This window comes from uncultured Roseibium sp., from assembly GCF_947496995.1.
Classification (GTDB): domain Bacteria; phylum Pseudomonadota; class Alphaproteobacteria; order Rhizobiales; family Stappiaceae; genus Roseibium.
On record NZ_CANMFD010000003.1, the window covers coordinates 212,876 to 230,959 of the forward strand.

An 18,084-nucleotide genomic window follows, 5' to 3' on the forward strand; every position below is an offset into this window, starting at 1 on the left:
TTGTACCAGCCGCCCCGCCTCCCCGGAGGGGTTACTGCTGGCCAAAGTCGTTTGCGTAGCCGTCTTCTATCGCGGCATCGATCAGGACCCTGCCGCCGGCGCGAACCTTCACGGTCGCCTCCCTTATCGCCGTCTCAAGGTCCGCCCGGCTCTTGACCGGGCCGATCGTTTCGAAACCTTGCGCTGCCGCCATCGCGCGGATATCGACCTGCGGATCGGTGAGGCGCTGGCCGATCCACTTGTTGTCTGCGGGCCGGCCGCGCGCATCGGCCATCCGTTCCTGATGACGCTCGTCGTTGAAATAGGATGTGTTGTTGGCGACGATTATCAGCAGCGGCACTTTCAGATGGCTGGCTGTCCAAAGCGCGTTTATGCCCATCAGCGTGTCGCCGTCTCCCAGGACAGCGGTGACGATCCTGCCACTGTCCTTGAGCGCCAGCGCCGCACCCACGGCATGTCCGGGACCGACCCCGACGGCCGCGCCGCCATCCTTGCCGAGATAGGACAACGGATGATCAAAATGGCTTGCGGCCACCGGCCAGCCGAGCGGCAGTCGCACCAGAGTGACGTCTTCAGCTCTGGCATGGGCACGAATGCCGAGCGCGAAATCGCCGAGAGAAATCTTCCCGGGCACTGTACCGGGAGCCTCGGCAGGCAACCTGTCCGACCAATGCGTCCTGTCGAAATCCCATGAGCTTGAATCAGCTGCTGCACGGCTCTCGAGCCTTTCCAGCAGTGCGGATACGAAGGTGTCCGGATGCGCCAGAATGTTGGTGTCGGCCGCCGACAGTGCCTGATGATCCATGCTCCAGCCGTTGGTTACGGTTGAATCCAGCGAGCAATGGATAATCGGGCAATCCAGCGGGTCCTGGGTCTGGGACTTCCCGGTGCAGCTTCTGAGGTAACCGGCAAGATCCATCCAGTCGAAAGACATGATGAGATCGGCCTCGGAGATAAGTTCCTGCTCCGCACGGCTTCTGGTCTCCCCGCACGGCGGCAGCAGGTGCTGGCGGTGCGGTGTCGGAAAGACCGAGGGGTTGTGAATGCTGGTCATCACGGCGGCGCCACAAGCTTCGGCCAACGCGATCCTGCGGTTCCATTCCGGCATGCCTCGGTCCATTCGGCCGAACAGGAACACCGGACGCCGCGACCGTTCCAGGGCTGCGATCACCTTTTCAAGATCGGCCTTGCCCGGAGCCGGAGGTTCAGGCGCCTGAAACCGCGTCACGTCTGGAATGGATATCTCCCGCCCGAGTTTTTCCTCCTGCGTGCTCACGTCAAGGCATACGTAAGCTGGCCCCTGGGGCGGCGTGGTCGTGATCTGATAGGCACGCAGAAGAGACTCGATCGATGCTTCCACCGAAGCCGGCTGGTCGTCCCACTTGATGAACGGACGGATCAGGGCACCCTGGTCCCTGGATGTATGCACCCAGTCGATCCAGGGCCGCCGTTTGTCCGCATCGACCGGTCCGGTCGCCCCGATGATCAGCATCGGCATGCGATCGCACCAGGCGTTGTAGATGCTCATGGAAGCATGCATCAGGCCGACGTTGGAATGAAGCGCCACCGCCATGGGCCTGCCGGTCACTCGGGCGTAGCCGTCGGCTATGGCAACCGCATGCTCCTCATGCAGGCACACCACCATCTTCGGATCGATATTGCCGAGATAATTGACCAGCGAGTCATGCAGCCCACGAAAACTCGAACCGGGAACCAGGGCAATGTAGGGAATTTCAAAAAGACGCAGAAGTTCGGCAACCGCATCGCTGCCCCATTGCAGGACAGTGGTCTCGCATGGAACGGGATTTTCCAGCTCGTCGAGCCAGATTGGCCCGCTTTCGCCATGGCGGCGAATCTCGTCCATATCCGTTTTCCTCCCGTGCCGGCCTGTTTGAATTTTTCAGCCTGCTTATCGAGATCAATAGTGGGCAGAAAACCGGATGCAGGGAAATGCCATCTGCTATCGATTGATGCATTTTGGTTATATGCCTTCCAATCGCACTTTGACAGACCGGCAAAAAATGTTGAGAAATATTGAAAAAATTCTCTCCCTTGATCCAGCTAGAATAACATTCAGATTGGAAGCCCGTTCTGCCCAAGCTCCGCAAACTTCACGTTGCATTATCGGTTGCGGAAACCGGCAGCTTTTCAGGCGCCGCACGCCTCATCAACATGACGCAACCTGCCGTCACACGCGCGGTGCAGAGCCTTGAGGACGAACTCGGCATTGTGCTGTTTCATCGCAGTTCACGGACGCTCGCATTGACAGATGCCGGCAAGCTCCTGATCGCGCGCATCAGGAGAACCCAGTATCACCTGAGGCGAAGCGAGACGGAACTTCGCGGCCTGAACCGGAATGCTCCAGCCGAAGAATATTCCTTCGTCCAACATGCATCCGATCATGAGTTCGCCGCTCTTCTGGGTATCGCGGACTTCGGTTCGATCAACAGCGCCGCACGGGCGGCCGGACTGACGCAACCGGCCCTGAGCAAATCGCTCCGGACACTGGAAAACCGGATCGGATCAGCCCTTTTCTACCGCATGAAAACCGCCATGAAGCTCACGCGCTCCGGCGAAGTTCTCTTGCGGAGGGTGAAACTCGCCCAGTCAGAAATTCGCCAGGCGGTCGAAGAGATAGGGTATCTGCGCGGAGAAACCGGCGGCAGGATCAGGATCGGCGCCCTGCCCCTGACCCTCGGCGGGCTCGTCCCGGTTGCGGTTGAAAAGCTTCTGTGCACCTTTCCCGATGCCCAGGTCGCCATTGTCGACGGAACGTATGAAGCCCTTTTGAAAGACCTCGCCGAAGGCAACATCGATATATTGGCCGGAACCATCCGCCAACCGATACCGATCGGCGGGCTGGAGTCCGAGGAACTGTTCCGGGACGACATTGCCATCATAGCCGCGCTGAACCATCCGCTCGCGGCCCGCGATCATGTCAGCCTCGCCGACTGCCTGGAGCACGGCTGGGTGCTACCCTTCGGCGGCGTACCGATCCGGGCTCTTTTCGAGGCCGCACTGTCCGCCGAGGGCTTGCCGCCACCGCGCAATGTCATCGAAACGGATTCCGTCGTGGCCGTGCGCTCGCTGCTGCTGCGCGGCGACCGTCTGGCACTGCTGTCACGGTTTCAGGTCGATCTGGAAGTGGACTGGCGCGTGCTGAAAATCCTGCCGGTTGAGATCAGTTCCGGTTACCGGCCCGTCGGCATTACCATCCGCTCGGATTTTTCCCCGACGCCCATGGCTTCCGCCCTTCTGCGCTCCCTGCGCGAGGTTGCCGCGGAACTCGGCGCAACAAGGCCCGGGTCCCTCATTGAACCGGGGATCAAGACGCCGGCACATTCATGAACAACGGCGCGCCCAGTATTCCCATGCCCGGGCGACGGGAGCTCCGCCATCATGCTTTGCCGCCGCTTGCCGGATTTCGCCCGCAGTCAGATAGGATGGCGTTCCAAGGCGAAGGGCGTTCATGAGCACCTCCGCATTGTCGCGCATGCAGATCGCGATGAACACCGCCTGCCGGATGTCGGGCCCTGCGCAGACCGCGCCGTGGCGGGCAAGCAGGCAGCTCGGCTCGGCGCCAAGGGTTTGCGCAAGCGAGCGGGCCATGTCCAGATCGGATACCAGGAGGCTTGTGTCATTGAAACCGTCCTGGCTGTCCCACACCGGCACCTGCGTTCCCATGACGGCGCCGAGATGAAACACCGGCCGCAGCGCGACATCGGCAACCGCGAAAGGCAGCACGGACGGCGCATGATGATGCACGACCGAATTGACGTCGGGCCGAGCCGCCAGGATTGCCGCGTGGAGGACACGTTCCAGATAAGGCTTCCCCTCGCCCTCCAGCACGTTGCCCTCAAGATCGAAACGCATGATGTCCCTGGTCTCCACCAGTTCCGGACTGCGCGACCGCGAAAGAAAGAACGCTCCCGGATCGTGCGGATCGCGCACGCTGATATGCCCGAATGCATCCAGCACACCTTCGCCCGCCAGGATCCTGTTGGCGGTCACGAGGTCTTCGATGACGGCATGCGTGACGGTATCGTTTGCCGAAAATGTCCCGTCCGGCCGCCGCCGGTCCAATGTGGTCATGTGAATGTGTTTCCTGAAACAGAGATCAAACGCAGGCGCAGACATTGCCAGAAATTGGGCAGCCCGGTCAAAACCTGGACCCGGTAGGGAGTCAACGTTCGCCGCGCCTCATTCACAACGGCCGCGTGCGCGTGACATAGTTTTCGAAGAAATCAGAGAACTTCGCCACCCGCATCGGCAGGCGTTCGTAGGGCGGATAATAGAGCGTCAGCCACAGCTCCGGCGGCTCCCAGTCCTCCAGAACCTGAACCAGACGGCCGTTGGAGATCGCTTCCTCGACAATGAAATGCGGCAGCAGCGCGATCCCCTCGCCGTTTTCCGCCAGCCGGGAGATCAGGTCGCCGTTGTTGCCCGCAAGGGTCCGCCCGGCCCTGACCCGGCGTGTCTTGCCCTGGCAGCGCAACTCCCAGGTCTCCTCCTGCGAGCGCGCGTCGTAGGCAAGGCAGGTATGGCTGTCCATGTCATCCGGTGTCTCCGGCTCTCCAAAGGACGCAAGATACCCCGGAGAGGCAACCAGAATGCGCCGGACCGGGCAGAGTTTACGCCAGATCGTCGACTTGTCCTTCGGCGGTTCGGAAATGCGGATCGCCAGATCGAAATCGTCGGAGACGATGTCGATGAAGCTGTCCGTGAGAGTGAGCGACAGGGCCGCGCCCGGATACTCGACCCGGAAAGCCGACGCGACATCGGGCAGTATCTGCAGGCCGAGCGACATCGGCGCGTTGATGCGGATCAGTCCCGCCACGTCGCCATGCTGCGCCTGCAGGTCTTCGGTCACATTGCGAAAGTCGTCCAGAAGCGGCCGGATACGAGCCGCGAACACCGCCCCCGCAGAGGTCAGCGAAACATGCCGTGTTGTCCTGAGCAGCAGCTGGATTCCCAGATCCTCCTCAAGAGCGCTGACAGCCCGCGTGACGGTGGGCGCCGTCATGGCGAGCTGCCGTGCGGCAGCGGCAAAGCTCCTTAGCTCGGCAACCGTGAGAAATATGCGAACCTGTCCGAGATCGATCATGGCCTGATAATTTCATAAAATGAAATAATATCATAGAAATTATTGCTATTCCGAACTGGCTGGTGCTGCCCCATTTTCACGTCAACGGCAAACACGAACGCTTTTTTCAAACAAAGGACCAGCGGTCATGCTCAAGCAAATCAAGGGCCTGCATCACGTCACATCAATGGCGGCGAACGCGCAGCAAAACAGCGATTTCTTCACCAAGGCGCTCGGCCTGCGCCGGGTCAAGAAAACCGTCAATTTCGACGATCCGGAAGTCTATCACCTCTATTACGGCGACGAGGTTGGAACTCCGGGATCGGTCATGACCTACTTTCCCTTCCCGCACATCGCCAGAGGCCGGCAGGGCACGGGAGAAGTCGGAGAAACCTATTTCACGGTTCCGGAAGGCTCCCTCGGCTACTGGAAGGAACGCCTTTCCCGGCACCATGTAGGCGGACTTGGCGAAGACGACGTTTTCGGCGAAAAGCGCCTGCGCTTTGACGGGCCCGACGGCGACCGCTTCGCGCTGATCGAGGTCGGCAACGATGACCGCGAAGGCTGGACAGCCGGCGGTATCGGCTCCGCCGAAGCGATCCAGGGTTTCCATGGCGCGAGCTTCCGTCTGCAGGACGCAGGCGGCACGGCCGAACTGCTGAAGTTCATGAATTACAGCGAAGTCGACCGCAAGGACAACTGGACGCGTTTTGGCGTCGAGGGCGGCAACGGAGCCGATTTCATCGACATCGAGACGGTCCCGTCCGGTAGCCGCGGCCGTCAGGGAGCCGGATCTGTCCACCACATCGCGTTCGCGGTGGAGGACCGGGCCGCGCAGCTGGAGGTCCGCAAGGCGCTTCTCGACACGGGCTACCAGGTGACGCCGGTGATCGACCGGGACTATTTTTGGGCGATCTACTTCCGCACCCCCGGCGGCATCCTGTTCGAGGTCGCAACCAACGAGCCCGGTTTCGACCGGGACGAGGATACCGCTCATCTCGGCGAGGCCCTGAAGCTGCCAGGCCGCTACGAAGAGTTCCGGACACAGATCGAGCAAAATCTCAGCCCGATCATCGACTAGTACCAACCGCTTTCCGGCGGCGCGGAGCCGATGCTCCGCGCGCCCCATCATGTGAATCGAGAAACGCGATGTCCCTTTCCCTCTATCACGCCCTGACGAAGAAACCGGCTCCGGGCGCGCCCCTGGTTTTCGCCTTTCACGGCACGGGAGGCGACGAGCACCAGTTCTCGCAGTTCGTCGACGAAATCCTGCCCGAGGCCGGCCTTGTCTCGCCGCGCGGCGATGTTTCCGAACACGGCGCGTTGCGCTTTTTCCGCCGCACCGGCGAAGGCGTTTACGACATGGACGACCTGGCGCTCAGAACCGGCAGGATGGTCTCCTTCATCGAAGCGCACAAGGAAGCCAATCCGGGTCATCCCGTCTACGCCTTCGGCTATTCCAACGGCGCCAACATCCTTGCGTCTGTGGCCTTCACCCGGCCGGATCTTTTCGACCGGGTTGCCCTGCTTCATCCGCTCATTCCGTGGACACCGCAGGCCAACCCTGGTCTTGCCGGAAAGGACATCCTGATCACGGCCGGACGCCGCGACCCGATCTGCCCGCGCCAGCAGACCGCAGCCCTGATTTCCTGGTTGGAAGACCAGAAAGCTGAGGTGAAGGTCGAACTGCATGACGGCGGACACGAGATCCGGCAACAGGAGGTTGCCGCCCTGCAGGCCTTCCTGACCGATCCGGAGCATTCATCATGACTCTCATCCACGAAAACATGAGCCGCGGCCACACACGGACCGGATGGCTGGACAGCTTCCACACGTTTTCCTTCGGCAATTTCCGCGATCCCTCGCGGATGGGCTTTGGGTCCCTGCGTGTCATCAACGAGGACCGGATCATTCCCGGCTCCGGCTTTGCTGAGCACGGCCACGCGGACATGGATATCCTCACCCTGGTCCTGTCCGGCGCGCTGCGTCACAAGGATACGATCGGCAACGAGGCCATAATCGCGCCGGGCGAGGTGCAGCTCATGTCCGCCGGCAGCGGGATCCGGCACTCGGAAATGAATGCCTCTGACACCGAGCCCGCACACTTTCTGCAGATCTGGCTGATCCCGGAGACACAGGGAGGAACGCCGACCTATCAGCAGGCGTTTCTTCCCGCGCCTGAGGCTGCAAGAACCTGGTCGCTTGTGGCGAGCGGCACTCCCGGAGAAGCCTCCTTGCGGCTTCTTTCCGACACGAAAATCTCCATCGTGCATCCGCTTGCGGGCGCGGAAACAGGTGTCCCGGTTTCAAACGGACGAAAGACCTATCTCCATGTGGTGGAGGGTCTTGCCACTCTTGCAGGCGAGCGGATCTCATCGGGTGACGGCCTTCAGGTCGGCCGTGAAGGCATCCCTGCCCTGACCTGGCTCACGGATGGCCATGCCCTGCTGTTCGACATGGCCTGACAGGGCCACGATGCGAACCTGCAGGGATGGCCGGAACTTTCGGCCCCCTGAACGCTTCACATCCGGGAACTGACAAGCCATCGCCGGATCGAGAGCCGGAGCACCGTGCGTTCACGGTTTTGTGAATAGCTATAGTAATTGCTGCAGTGCAGCATATCTTGTCAGCGAAGGTGTCCGCCGTATCGGCGGATGCAACGCCGGGAGACGGTCACACCATGATCCCGGGCCGAAACCCGGGATTTGCAGCGATAAAGAGGAGGAGAAGGATCAGGGCTGGTGACCACCGCTTCGGTGCGTGAACCGGACTGTTGAAAAAGGAATTCGGCAATGAGACAGCAAGTTTCGACTGCCAGCATCATTTCCCTCAATCTCGCACTTCAGGGTGGCGGAGCGCATGGCGCCTTCACCTGGGGTGTTCTGGACCGCCTCCTCGACGAAAAATCCTTTCAGATCAACGCGATTTCCGGCACCTCCGCCGGGGCCATGAACGGCGCTGCGCTGGTGTCCGGCCTTGCTCAAGGAGGCAGATCGGGAGCACAGCAGTCCCTGGAAGCCTTCTGGCGGAACGTGTCCGACCGGGGCCGCCTCACCCGCTACAACGCGGCAACCTCGCAGGCGGTGTTGGGCGGTCTGGGTATCGACATCGCCATGTTCAGGCCGTTTCTGGAAACCGGCCTGCGGATGTTCTCTCCCTACGAGCTCAATCCCGTCGGGCTCAACCCCTTGCGCAGTGTCATCAGGGCTACAATCGATCTCGACGTCATAACCCGCTCTCCGATTGCGTTTTTTGTCACGGCGACCCATGTCGCCACAGGCGAAGCCCGTATCTTTTCCAACCGGGAGATCAGCAGCGAGGTCCTCCTCGCATCCGCCTGCCTGCCGACACTCTTCCACGCGATCGAACTTGACGGGGAATTCTACTGGGACGGCGGATACAGCGGCAATCCGAGCCTGATGCCGCTGGTGCGCACAAAAGGAGCCTCCGATATACTGCTTGTGCAGACCAGCCCCACCCGGCGGTCCACAATTCCGCAGAACGCCCGCGAAATCGCCTTGCGCGAAAAGGAGATCTCCTTCAACACGCCGTTGATCGACGAACTCAGACTGCTTGCGGAACTTCAGCACCAGGCAAGACGCCGCGGGTCCCCGCAACGCACAGGCGTCTTTCCGCGCCTCACCGCACTGGGCTCCGGCAGGCAGAGCGACAGCATCACAGCCGCCGACCCCATCGCCGATCTGAGACTGCACCGGATTACCAGCAAGGAAATGAACGACCGCAGCGGTCAGTCGAAGATGAACTCCGCCTGGCAGTTCCTGACGGATCTGCGCGACGAAGGCCGGGAGGCCGCCGACCGGTTCCTGATCGACCACGGGACCGACCTTGGACGCAGATCGTCGCTCGACCTGTCGCGCTGGCTGCAATGTGTCGGCAAAACCGAGGTGAAAACGGCCAAGGCCTCATAGCTGGCCGGCCAATCCCTCATCCTGGTCTGGGGCCCTCACCAGCAGCAGAAGCCGCCGTCCACCAGCAGGTCGACGCCGGTGCAGTAGGACGCGGCATCCGACAGAAGGAAGACCGCCGGGCCGACCATCTCATCCACATTCGCCATGCGCTGCATGGGCGTCTGGCTTTCGAACTCCCTGGTCTGGTGCACCATTTCCGGCCGGGTGTTCATGGGTGTCGCGGTATAGCCGGGAGAGATGGAATTGACCCGGATCCCCCGGCCCACCCATTCCATCGCCATCGATTTCGACATGTGAATGACGCCCGCCTTCGAGGCGTTGTAATGCACCTGCGACAGGCCCCGGTTGACGATCACGCCGGACATGGAGGCGATGTTCACGATGGACCCGCCCTTGCCGTGCGCCAGCATCGCCCGCCCTTCCGCCCGGCAGGAAAGCCAGACGCCCTTCATGTTGATGTCCATGAGGGTCTGGTACTGATCTTCGCTCATCTCTTCGCAGGGACTTGCATTGGCGATGCCCGCCGCGTTGACCGCCAGCGTCAACGGCCCGAGCTCAGCCTCGACACGCCTCACCGCATCGGCAAGTGCATCCTCGGACGTCACATCCGCCGCGATTTGGACAGACCTGCGCCCGGTCTTAGCAATGAAATCCGCTGTCTGTGCCAGGCCGTCATCCGTGCGACGGTCCAGCAGCCCCACATCCGCGCCGCATTGCGCAAGCCCCATTGCGATGCGCTGACCGATGCCGCTGCCGGCACCGGTGACAAGCGCCACCCGGCCTGAAAGGCCGAAAAGCGCCGGTGCGTTCAAGGTAATTTCAGCCACTTTTTTCCATCCTCGCAGGAACTCCGGATATATTCCGTCGTCCTAGGGTGTGGACCCATAAAATTGTACATTCAGGCATCAATCCGACAAAGAAGAGCAAGGAAAAGCCTGAAGAGCCATGCTGGTGCATGGGGCAAAGGCTTTGACGCGGCTCTTCGCAGCCGGATTGATGTCCTTCGGATCGTTCAGAAAGCGACTGTCTCCAGCGTTGCAAAATCTTGAAAACCAGAAAGGTTTCCTGCGATCTTGCGCCTTGGCGCCAATCATTTTCTGAACGACCTGAAAGCATAATTTTATGGGTCCACACCCTAGGACATGATCAGCCCACCATCCACATTGATGGTCTGGCCGGTGATGTAGTCGGCGTCTTCACTGGCAAGAAAGGCGATCAGTCCGGCCACGTCCTTGCCCTCGCCCGCGCGCTTCATGGGGATGTTCTGAACCCAGCTCGCCATCAGTTCGCCCGGACCGAAATCGCCCAGCATCTGTCCCCACACCCGGTCGTTATAATCCCACATGTCCGTCTTGATGATGCCGGGGCAGATGGCGTTTACCGTGATACCTTCCAGGGCGACTTCCTTCGCAAGGCTCTGGGTCAGACCCATGACGCCGAACTTCGAGGCGGCATAATGCGGGGTGTAGATGAACCCGTCGCGCGCCTGGCCGGAGGCCGTGTTGATCAGTCGCCCGCCACGCCCATGCTTGCGCATCTGCCGGATCGCTTCCTGGCAGCACAGGAACACGCCCTTGGTGTTGACCGCCATGGTGGCGTCCCACTTGTCTTCCGTCAGGTCCTCGACCTTGGCAATGGTGATGATGCCGGCGTTCTGCACCGAAATATCCACCTGGCCAAACTCATCGAAGGCGCGCTCGTAAAGCGCCCGCACGGCGTCCGGATCCGTTACGTCACATACGACGCCGGACGCTGCGGCACCGCTCTCGCGAAGCTTCGCGGCGGCCTCTTCCACCTGCGGCTCGACCGAAGCGATCACCACATTGGCGCCCTCCGCGGTGAAGCGCTCGGCAATGGCGTAGCCGATCCCCTTGTTGCCGCCGGTGATGACAACTGTTTTTCCGTCGAAACGATTCATCTCTTGTTACCTTCGCAAATCATGCGGTTGCCAGTTCCATGACCGAAACATCGTTTGCTTCGTCACGATCCAGAATACCGGTCTGCCGGCCCGCCGCCATAACCAGGATACGGTTCGAGACGCCAAGCACTTCCTCAAGATCGGAGCTGACCACGATCACCGCCACGCCGTCGGCGGCGAGTGCGTGAATGATCTCGTAGATCGAGGATCGCGCCCCGACGTCGATCCCGCGCGTCGGTTCGTCCAGAAGCACCACGCGCGGATTGCGGGCAAGCCACTTGGCGATGACGACTTTCTGCTGGTTGCCACCGGACATCTCGGATGCCTTCTGGCGGCCCGTCCCCTTCACGCCGAACTTGCGGATGCTTTTATCAGCGAATTCCCGTACCCGATGCGACCTGATCCATCCGGCCGTGGCGACCGATTCAAAATTCGAATAGGCGATGTTCTCCGCGATGCTGTGATCGAGGATCACCCCCTGCAGCTTGCGGTCCTCCGGCACCAGCACAATGCCGTTCCGGATGGCATCGCGGGGCGAGTTCGGCGTGATATCCCGCCCGTTCAGCCTGACCGACCCGGAGCGTATCGGATCCGCGCCCGCGATCGCCCGCACCAGTTCCGTTCGTCCGGCGCCGATCAGGCCCGCAATCCCGAAGATTTCGCCCTTGCGGACGGAGAAATTCACATCGGTGAACCGACCCGAGGGCGACGAAAAATTGCTGACTTCCAGCACGGTTTCCTCGTCCGGAACAGCCAGCGGCGGAAACATCTGCTCCATGCTGCGTCCGACCATCGCCTCCACGATGGTGCGCACCGGAAGATCGGCGGTGTCGAATTCCTGCACCTTGTGGCCGTCGCGCATGACGACGATCCGGTCGGCGATCTGCTTGATCTCCTCCAGGCGGTGCGAGATGTAGACGATGCCGACACCTTCGGATTTCAGCCGCTCGATCTGCTTGAAGAGCAGCTTGGTCTCTTCGCCGCCCAGGGCGGCGGTGGGTTCATCGAGAATGAGAAGCTTCGCATTGAGCGTCAGCGCCTTGGCGATCTCGATCAGCTGCTGGCTGGCGGTCGAAAGCCCTTCGACATACTGCCGCGGCGAAATGTCGAGCCCCAGACGTTCAAGGCCGCGATGCGCGCGGCTTTCCATTTCCCTGCGGTCGACCCGCCCGTGCTTCATCGGGTAGCGCCCGACAAAAATGTTCTCGGCAATGGTCAGATGCGGCAGCAGCAGCAGTTCCTGATGGATCATGCCGACGCCCGCATCTATCGCTTCGCGGGGATTGGCGGGCGCGTAGGACGCGCCCTGCCAGGTCATTGTCCCGGCGCTCGGCAGGACCGTTCCGGAAATGATGTTCGACAGTGTCGATTTTCCGGCGCCGTTTTCGCCAAGCAGCGCCACGACCTCGCCGGCGTGGATATCCATGTCGATACCGTGCAGAACTTCAATCGGTCCATAGGACTTGTGAATGTTCCGCAGTGTAAGGATCGGAGATCTGCCGTCGGAGGTCATGGCGCCGCCTTTCTTCTGATCGCGCCGCAGCTTACGGGTGCTTTTCCACGAACTTCGGAGCGTCCGCGCAGGTCGTCAGCACGGCATTGGGGATCTGGCGCTCCGGCACTTCCTCACCGGCGGCAACCTTCAGGGCGGAATCCACCGCAAGGCGGCCCATCAGCTGCGTGCTCTGCGTTGCGGTCACAATGAACGGACCTTCGCATTTTGCCAGATATTCCAGGGCCGCGACGTCGCCGTCATAACCGCCGATGATGACCGTGTCGGAGAGACCCGCGACATCGACAGCCTTGGCCGCACCCATGGCCAGCCCGTCCGCCTGTCCGAAGATCAGCTTGATGTCGGGATGCGCCTGAAGCATGTTTTGGGCAATGGAAAAGCCCTCATCGGGAGACCACATCTGGCTCCACTGCTGGGTCACCAGCTCGATGCCCGGATTTTCGTCGATGGCGCGCTTGCACCCCTTGAAACGGTCGACTTCCGGCGTGGTGCCCTTCTGGCCGTGAATGATGGCCATCTTGCCTTTGCCTTCGGCCAGGCCAATGATGTGGTTGCAGACCTGATAAGCGGATTCGACGCTTTCGCCGGCGATGAACGTGTCGCCGGGAGCGCCTTCAGGTGTCCGGTCGACGTTGATGACCGGAATGCCTTCAGCCCTTGCCAGTCTGGTCGGAACAGCAGCAGCCGCCGCACCTGCCGGGATATAGATGAATGCATCGATCCCCTGGGTGATCAGGTCCTGGACCTGATTGACCTGCGTTGCCGTGTCGTTCTTGGCATCGACAACGATCACTTCGATACCCTTCTCCCCGGCATAGGCTTCAACGCCGAGTTTGATCTGGTTGAAGAAGTCCGCCTGCAGGTTCGGAACCGCGAGGCCGATCTTGTTCACTTCGCCGGCCAGGGCCGACCCGGCCATCAAGGTCGTTGCGACCGCAGCAACCATTGCCTTCATTGTCGTCTTCATTGAATTCTCCTCCACTCTGATTTGGGTCGTTCTTCTGCTGACCCGATTTAGCCCGGCTCTCGCCGACCCTTCGCTTGATCGTTCCTCGTCCAACCGGAAGAAAAATCGATCTGTTTCAGTAACTTGCGGGATACTCCCTATAAACTTCCAGCCACAGGACACCTGGCGGCAAACGGGAGTATTTCGTCCGGTCCTCCCAGGCTCCCGGCGATGTCTTTCCGTCAGCTCCGGCGTTTGATCGTCTCGACAGCAACGGCAAGGACAATGACCGAACCGATGATGACGGCCTGCAGGAAGGGCGACACGCCGATCAGGTTGAGGCCGTTGCGCAAGACGCCGATGATCAGGACACCGACGATGGTCCCGACAACGCCACCTGTCCCGCCGGAGAGACTGGTGCCGCCGATGACCACCGCCGCGATGGCATCCAGTTCATAGGCCACACCCGAACTCGGCTGCACTGCATCCAGGCGCGCCGCGAGCAGGACCCCGGCCAGCCCGGACAGGACCGCGGAAGCCACATAGACCAGCACCGTCGTGCGTTGGACATTGATCCCCGCAAGACGCGCCACTTCCGGGTTGCCGCCGATCGCATAAAGCGAACGCCCGCCTTCGCGGTAACGCAGATAAAGTGTCGCCACGGTAAAAACGATCAGCATGACGGCAACCGTCATGGTCAGAAATCCGCCATAGCGAATGATCGCGCCCATGTTGAACCAGGCGGGAAAGCCGATGATCTGCGAGCCGTTGGTGATCATGTTCGCCACACCGCGTGCGATCGACATCATGGCCAGCGTCGCGATGAAGGCGGGAATCCTGAAGGCCGTGATCAGCAGCCCGGACACCGCACCGGCGACGGCCGAGGCCAGCAGCGCTCCGCTGATGGCAATCGCCATCGGCATCCCCGCTTCCACGTTGAGATAGCCCAGCACCATCATGGAAAGCGCCAGCACCGATCCGACCGAAAGATCGATGCCACCAATCAGAATAACAAAGGTCATGCCGACAGCCATGATGCCCAACACGGTGATCTGATCGAGAATGTTCAGGAAGTTTCTGAACGACAGGAACGAGTCCGTCGCGATTGAAAGAAACACGCACAGCAGGAGCAGACCGATCAGCGGCCCTGTAGCCCCGCGGATCGAGACCATTTCCAGCAAACGCGATTTTCCAACGTCATGATCGGCTGTCACCGTCATCTCCTCCTCCCAAACACGAATATTTATTCATGTATGCAAAAAAATCATACTCAGCAGTTTTTCGTCTGTCAAGATCCGAAAAGATCTAAAAATCCCCGGTAATCTCTGTATTCTTCCATTGACGGAATCTGAAACCTGCTTGACAGCTTTCCTTTGTGCATGTTTAATAATATCAGAATAATTATGCAAGGGTAAGCATGTCATGACACCCAGTGAGCTCCGCGTTATCGCAAATCATATCAGGCGGCGGGATCTTCAGGCGGTTTTCGAAGCCGGTGCCGGCCACATTGGCGGTGAAATGTCGGTAACAGACATCCTGACAGCGCTTTATTTTCGGGTTTTGAACATCGATCCGGCCCATCCCGATGCGCCGGACCGGGACCGTCTGGTCCTCAGCAAGGGACACACGGCCTGCGCGCTCTATGTGACGCTCGCCGAAAAAGGCTTCATTCCCAAGGATGAGATCAGCACCTTCCTGAAACCGCATTCCCGTCTGAACGGACACCCCAACCGCACCAAGGTGCCCGGCGTCGAGGCCAATACCGGTCCGCTCGGTCACGGCCTTCCGATCGGTGTCGGAATGGCGATGGCCGCCAAACTCGACAAGGCGGACTGGAGGACTTTCGTCGTCACGGGCGACGGCGAAATGCAGGAAGGCTCCAACTGGGAGGCGATCATGGCCGCTGCCCAGTTCAATCTGGACAACCTGACCCTGATCATCGACCACAACCGGCTGCAACAGGGCGCGCGCCTGGCCGACACGAATGATGTCGCCCCCTTCGCTCCCAAGCTGGAGGCCTTCGGCTGGGCTGTGGAAGAAATCGACGGCCATGACATGGCGGCGATCAGCGCGGTGCTTGACCGCGGTGCGATCACTCCCGGCAAACCGAAATGCATCGTCGCCCACACATTCAAGGGAAAGGGCATCTCGTTCATGACCGACGACGTCGCATGGCACCACAAGGTTCCCAGCGCGGACCAGTACAAGCAGGCGATGCGCGAACTCGAGGAGGCACTTTGATGACGATCTCGGTACCACCGGCGCAACTCTACGACTGCCGCGACGCCTTTGTCGGCACGCTCGAGGCGCTCGCGCAGACCAACAACGACATCATCGCCGTGTGCAACGACTCCGTCGGCTCCAGCAAGCTGGGCGGGTTTCGCGACAGATGGCCGGACCGGCTGGTCAATGTCGGCATCGCGGAACAGAATATGGTCGGCGTGGGTGCCGGCCTTGCCAATGGCGGCAAGATCCCATTTGTCTGTGCCGCATCGTGCTTTCTGACCGGCCGTGCACTGGAACAGATCAAGGCCGATGTCGCCTATACCAACACCAATGTGAAACTCTGCGGCATCAGCTCGGGCATGGCCTATGGCGAACTCGGACCGACCCACCATTCGATCGAGGATTTCGCCTGGATACGGGCGCTGCCCAATGTTCCGGTGATCGCCCCGGCGGATCGGGCCGAAACCATTGCCGCTGTGAAATGGTCCGCACAATATGAGGGCCCGGTCTTTCTGCGCCTGAGCCGCGTCGGCGTCCCGGATCTTCTTTCCGAAGGACATGTCTTCGAACTCGGCAAGGCCAATATGCTGCGCGACGGCACCGACCTGACCATCGTCGCCAACGGCGTTCTCACCCACCGGGCCATGGCTGCCGCGCAAGTGCTCGCTGAGCGCGGTATCTCCGCCCGGGTGCTCAACATGGCGACCGTCCGCCCCATCGATCGGGACGCGGTCCTGGCGGCAGCGAACGAAACCGGCGCGATCCTTACTTGCGAGGAACATACAGTTTACGGTGGGCTCGGCAGTGCGGTCGCCGAAGTTGTTGTTGAAACCCGGCCCGTACCGATGAAGCTGTTGGGCGTGCCGGGCATATTCGCCCCGACAGGATCCGCAAACTTCCTGCTGGACGAATTCGGCATGTCCCCTGAAGGCATCGCCGGCAGCGCCGCGGAGCTCATGAAGAAGAAGGCCTGATCGACGATGACCATCCGGGCGGTGCTGGCGATTGACGAGGGAACGACCAACAGCAAGGCCGTCCTCATCGGCGAAAACGGCGATATTCTTGCCAGTGGCAGCGCGCCTGTCCCGACAGAGCATCCCCGGCCCGGCTGGGTTCAGCAATCGGCTGAGGAAATCTGGTCCGCCACCCTTGCCGCAATAGGGTCCTGCCTGTCGGCAGCGCCGGACGTCGACATCGCCGCACTTGGAATTTCCAACCAGCGCGAATCGATGCTCGTCTGGGACAGAGCGACCGGCGAGCCGCTTGGCCCGGTCATTACCTGGCAGTGCCGGCGCACCGCTGCAGCCTGCAGCGAGCTCAAATCCGCCGGCCATGAACCTTCGGTGCTCCGGTTGACCGGACTGCCGCTCGACCCGATGTTTCCCGCAACGAAGGCCAGATGGTTGCTCGATAACCACTGCCAGGGACGCGACCCCGCCGATATCTGTCTGGGCACGGTCGATTCCTGGCTCATCTGGAGCTTCTCCGGCGGGCAGGCCCACATGACCGACCGTTCCAACGCGGCACGGACCCAGCTTCTCGATATCACGACCGGCAATTGGGACGACACGCTGTGCGCGCTCTTCGGCGTCCCAAAAGCGGCGCTGCCGCAAGTGAGGGACTCCTCCCACGTTTTCGGCGTCACGACGGATGTGCCCGGCCTTCGCGGCGGCATCCCGATTGCTGCGGCTGTGGGCGACTCCCACGCGGCCCTCTTCGGCCACGGCGCTTTTGGCGCGGGCGACGGCAAGATCACCTTCGGCACCGGTTCGTCATTCATGACGACAATCCCCGAATTCATTGCACCGCCACAAGGCGTCACCACAACGATTTCCTGGTCCATTGGCGGCAAGATGACCTATGCGTTCGAGGGCAACATTCTGGTCAGCGCCGCCATTTTGCCATGGACGACGGAATTGCTTGGCCTGGAAAGTGTCGACGCCCTTCTCGATCTTGCACAGACCGTCGACGAGTGCCTGGGCGTTACCGTGGTGCCAGCGCATGTCGGTCTCGGCGCGCCACACTGGCAGGCGGACGCACGCGGCCTGATAAGCGGCCTCACATTTTCCTCAGGCCCGGCTCATGTGGCCCGCGCGGCCGCCGAGAGCATGGCCTTTCAGGTGAACGACATCTACACGATCATGGCCGGCGCAACCGGGCATGGAATTGGGCGGCTTTTCGTCGATGGCGGCCCGAGCCGCAATCCCTTCCTGATGAAGCTGGTTGCCGATTATCTCAACCACCCAGTCACAATGTGCGACAACACCGAAGCCTCCGCCCTGGGAGCGGCCTATCTGGCAGGCCTTGCGGCGGGTGTCTGGCCGGACCTGGCGGCCATTTCAGGCCTGAAGAGACGTGGCACGGAACTGGGTCCCGATATGGCCAACGAAATGCGGGCTCGTTCCCTGGAAAACTGGCAGATCGCAATTCGCCGCTCGACAATTATCAATATTTGAATATTTATTCATA

Annotated in this window: 16 protein-coding genes; 8 read left to right on the forward strand and 8 right to left on the reverse strand. The window is 61.0% G+C overall.

The features are described from left to right. Nucleotides 1-31: 31 nt before the first annotated feature. Entirely contained in the window at nt 32-1,864 is a 1,833-nt protein-coding gene (locus Q1B40_RS13840; RefSeq protein WP_299815571.1) for a thiamine pyrophosphate-binding protein, read from the reverse strand. Nucleotides 1,865-2,091: 227 nt separating this feature from the next. Between Q1B40_RS13840 and Q1B40_RS13845 the strand changes: the two genes are divergently transcribed. Continuing rightward, nucleotides 2,092-3,348 carry a LysR family transcriptional regulator gene (locus Q1B40_RS13845; protein ID WP_299816522.1) on the forward strand — a complete coding sequence of 419 codons (1,257 nt, stop codon included), beginning with the start codon at nt 2,092-2,094 and terminating at the stop codon, nt 3,346-3,348. Here the strand turns inward: Q1B40_RS13845 and Q1B40_RS13850 are convergent. Both Q1B40_RS13850 and Q1B40_RS13855 read right to left on the reverse strand, forming a co-directional pair. After that, a complete protein-coding gene (locus tag Q1B40_RS13850) occupies nt 3,343-4,092 on the reverse strand; it encodes a class II aldolase/adducin family protein (protein ID WP_299815574.1) in 750 nt (249 codons plus the stop codon). The two genes, Q1B40_RS13845 and Q1B40_RS13850, sit on opposite strands and share 6 nt — an antisense overlap. Before the next feature lie 112 nt (nt 4,093-4,204). After that, nucleotides 4,205-5,104, reverse strand: a complete 900-nt coding sequence (locus Q1B40_RS13855; RefSeq protein WP_299815577.1) for a LysR family transcriptional regulator — start codon at nt 5,102-5,104, stop codon at nt 4,205-4,207. A gap of 127 nt (nt 5,105-5,231) precedes the next feature. Between Q1B40_RS13855 and Q1B40_RS13860 the strand changes: the two genes are divergently transcribed. From Q1B40_RS13860 to Q1B40_RS13875, 4 genes are all read left to right on the forward strand, one after another. After that, nucleotides 5,232-6,164 carry a VOC family protein gene (locus tag Q1B40_RS13860; RefSeq protein WP_299815580.1) on the forward strand — a complete coding sequence of 311 codons (933 nt, stop codon included), beginning with the start codon at nt 5,232-5,234 and terminating at the stop codon, nt 6,162-6,164. 68 nt (nt 6,165-6,232) lie between these two features. Further along, nucleotides 6,233-6,853 carry an alpha/beta hydrolase gene (locus tag Q1B40_RS13865; RefSeq protein WP_299815583.1) on the forward strand — a complete coding sequence of 207 codons (621 nt, stop codon included), beginning with the start codon at nt 6,233-6,235 and terminating at the stop codon, nt 6,851-6,853. Continuing rightward, complete coding sequence (locus Q1B40_RS13870; RefSeq protein WP_299815586.1) at nt 6,850-7,548, forward strand: pirin-like bicupin family protein; 699 nt, start codon at nt 6,850-6,852, stop codon at nt 7,546-7,548. The genes Q1B40_RS13865 and Q1B40_RS13870 overlap by 4 nt, the downstream gene beginning before the upstream one ends. Nucleotides 7,549-7,875: 327 nt before the next feature. Further along, entirely contained in the window at nt 7,876-9,012 is a 1,137-nt protein-coding gene (locus tag Q1B40_RS13875; RefSeq protein WP_299815589.1) for a patatin-like phospholipase family protein, read from the forward strand. 35 nt (nt 9,013-9,047) lie between these two features. On the opposite strand, the gene Q1B40_RS13880 is transcribed toward Q1B40_RS13875, so the two are convergent. From Q1B40_RS13880 to Q1B40_RS13900, 5 genes are all read right to left on the reverse strand, one after another. Further along, complete coding sequence (locus Q1B40_RS13880; protein WP_299815592.1) at nt 9,048-9,839, reverse strand: SDR family oxidoreductase; 792 nt, start codon at nt 9,837-9,839, stop codon at nt 9,048-9,050. Nucleotides 9,840-10,147: 308 nt separating this feature from the next. Then, nucleotides 10,148-10,930: a glucose 1-dehydrogenase gene (locus Q1B40_RS13885; RefSeq protein WP_299815595.1), complete on the reverse strand. Its 783-nt coding sequence runs from the start codon at nt 10,928-10,930 to the stop codon at nt 10,148-10,150. Between the two features lie 19 nt (nt 10,931-10,949). Next, nucleotides 10,950-12,443, reverse strand: coding sequence for a sugar ABC transporter ATP-binding protein (locus Q1B40_RS13890; protein WP_299815598.1), 1,494 nt, complete (start codon nt 12,441-12,443; stop codon nt 10,950-10,952). A 31-nt stretch (nt 12,444-12,474) separates the two neighbouring features. Then, complete coding sequence (locus Q1B40_RS13895; RefSeq protein WP_299815600.1) at nt 12,475-13,410, reverse strand: substrate-binding domain-containing protein; 936 nt, start codon at nt 13,408-13,410, stop codon at nt 12,475-12,477. 221 nt (nt 13,411-13,631) lie between these two features. Continuing rightward, on the reverse strand, nt 13,632-14,561 hold the full coding sequence (locus Q1B40_RS13900) for an ABC transporter permease (RefSeq protein ID WP_299816524.1): 930 nt from the start codon (nt 14,559-14,561) through the stop codon (nt 13,632-13,634). Nucleotides 14,562-14,811: 250 nt separating this feature from the next. Here Q1B40_RS13900 and Q1B40_RS13905 point away from each other — a divergent pair, with 250 nt between their 5' ends. The 3 genes from Q1B40_RS13905 to Q1B40_RS13915 are packed head-to-tail and all read left to right on the forward strand — an operon-like array spanning nt 14,812 to nt 18,071. Then, nucleotides 14,812-15,630 (forward strand): transketolase, encoded by an 819-nt coding sequence (locus tag Q1B40_RS13905; RefSeq protein WP_299815603.1) that lies wholly within the window; start codon nt 14,812-14,814, stop codon nt 15,628-15,630. Continuing rightward, nucleotides 15,630-16,589 (forward strand): transketolase family protein, encoded by a 960-nt coding sequence (locus Q1B40_RS13910; protein ID WP_299815607.1) that lies wholly within the window; start codon nt 15,630-15,632, stop codon nt 16,587-16,589. The genes Q1B40_RS13905 and Q1B40_RS13910 overlap by 1 nt, the downstream gene beginning before the upstream one ends. Nucleotides 16,590-16,595: 6 nt before the next feature. Continuing rightward, complete coding sequence (locus Q1B40_RS13915; RefSeq protein WP_299815610.1) at nt 16,596-18,071, forward strand: FGGY family carbohydrate kinase; 1,476 nt, start codon at nt 16,596-16,598, stop codon at nt 18,069-18,071. Nucleotides 18,072-18,084: the final 13 nt, after the last annotated feature.

Bases quoted from the DNA above. Each gene is read 5' to 3' on its own strand.
- Q1B40_RS13870 (WP_299815586.1), top strand. From the start codon at position 6,850: ATGACTCTCATCCACGAAAACATGAGCCGCGGCCACACACGGACCGGA.
- Q1B40_RS13860 (WP_299815580.1), top strand. From the start codon at position 5,232: ATGCTCAAGCAAATCAAGGGCCTGCATCACGTCACATCAATGGCGGCG.
- Q1B40_RS13865 (WP_299815583.1), top strand. From the start codon at position 6,233: ATGTCCCTTTCCCTCTATCACGCCCTGACGAAGAAACCGGCTCCGGGC.
- Q1B40_RS13890 (WP_299815598.1), bottom strand. From the start codon at position 12,443: ATGACCTCCGACGGCAGATCTCCGATCCTTACACTGCGGAACATTCAC.
- Q1B40_RS13855 (WP_299815577.1), bottom strand. From the start codon at position 5,104: ATGATCGATCTCGGACAGGTTCGCATATTTCTCACGGTTGCCGAGCTA.
- Q1B40_RS13900 (WP_299816524.1), bottom strand. From the start codon at position 14,561: ATGGTCTCGATCCGCGGGGCTACAGGGCCGCTGATCGGTCTGCTCCTG.
- Q1B40_RS13895 (WP_299815600.1), bottom strand. From the start codon at position 13,410: ATGAAGACGACAATGAAGGCAATGGTTGCTGCGGTCGCAACGACCTTG.
- Q1B40_RS13910 (WP_299815607.1), top strand. From the start codon at position 15,630: ATGACGATCTCGGTACCACCGGCGCAACTCTACGACTGCCGCGACGCC.
- Q1B40_RS13840 (WP_299815571.1), bottom strand. From the start codon at position 1,864: ATGGACGAGATTCGCCGCCATGGCGAAAGCGGGCCAATCTGGCTCGAC.
- Q1B40_RS13905 (WP_299815603.1), top strand. From the start codon at position 14,812: ATGACACCCAGTGAGCTCCGCGTTATCGCAAATCATATCAGGCGGCGG.
- Q1B40_RS13915 (WP_299815610.1), top strand. From the start codon at position 16,596: ATGACCATCCGGGCGGTGCTGGCGATTGACGAGGGAACGACCAACAGC.
- Q1B40_RS13875 (WP_299815589.1), top strand. From the start codon at position 7,876: ATGAGACAGCAAGTTTCGACTGCCAGCATCATTTCCCTCAATCTCGCA.
- Q1B40_RS13850 (WP_299815574.1), bottom strand. From the start codon at position 4,092: ATGACCACATTGGACCGGCGGCGGCCGGACGGGACATTTTCGGCAAAC.
- Q1B40_RS13885 (WP_299815595.1), bottom strand. From the start codon at position 10,930: ATGAATCGTTTCGACGGAAAAACAGTTGTCATCACCGGCGGCAACAAG.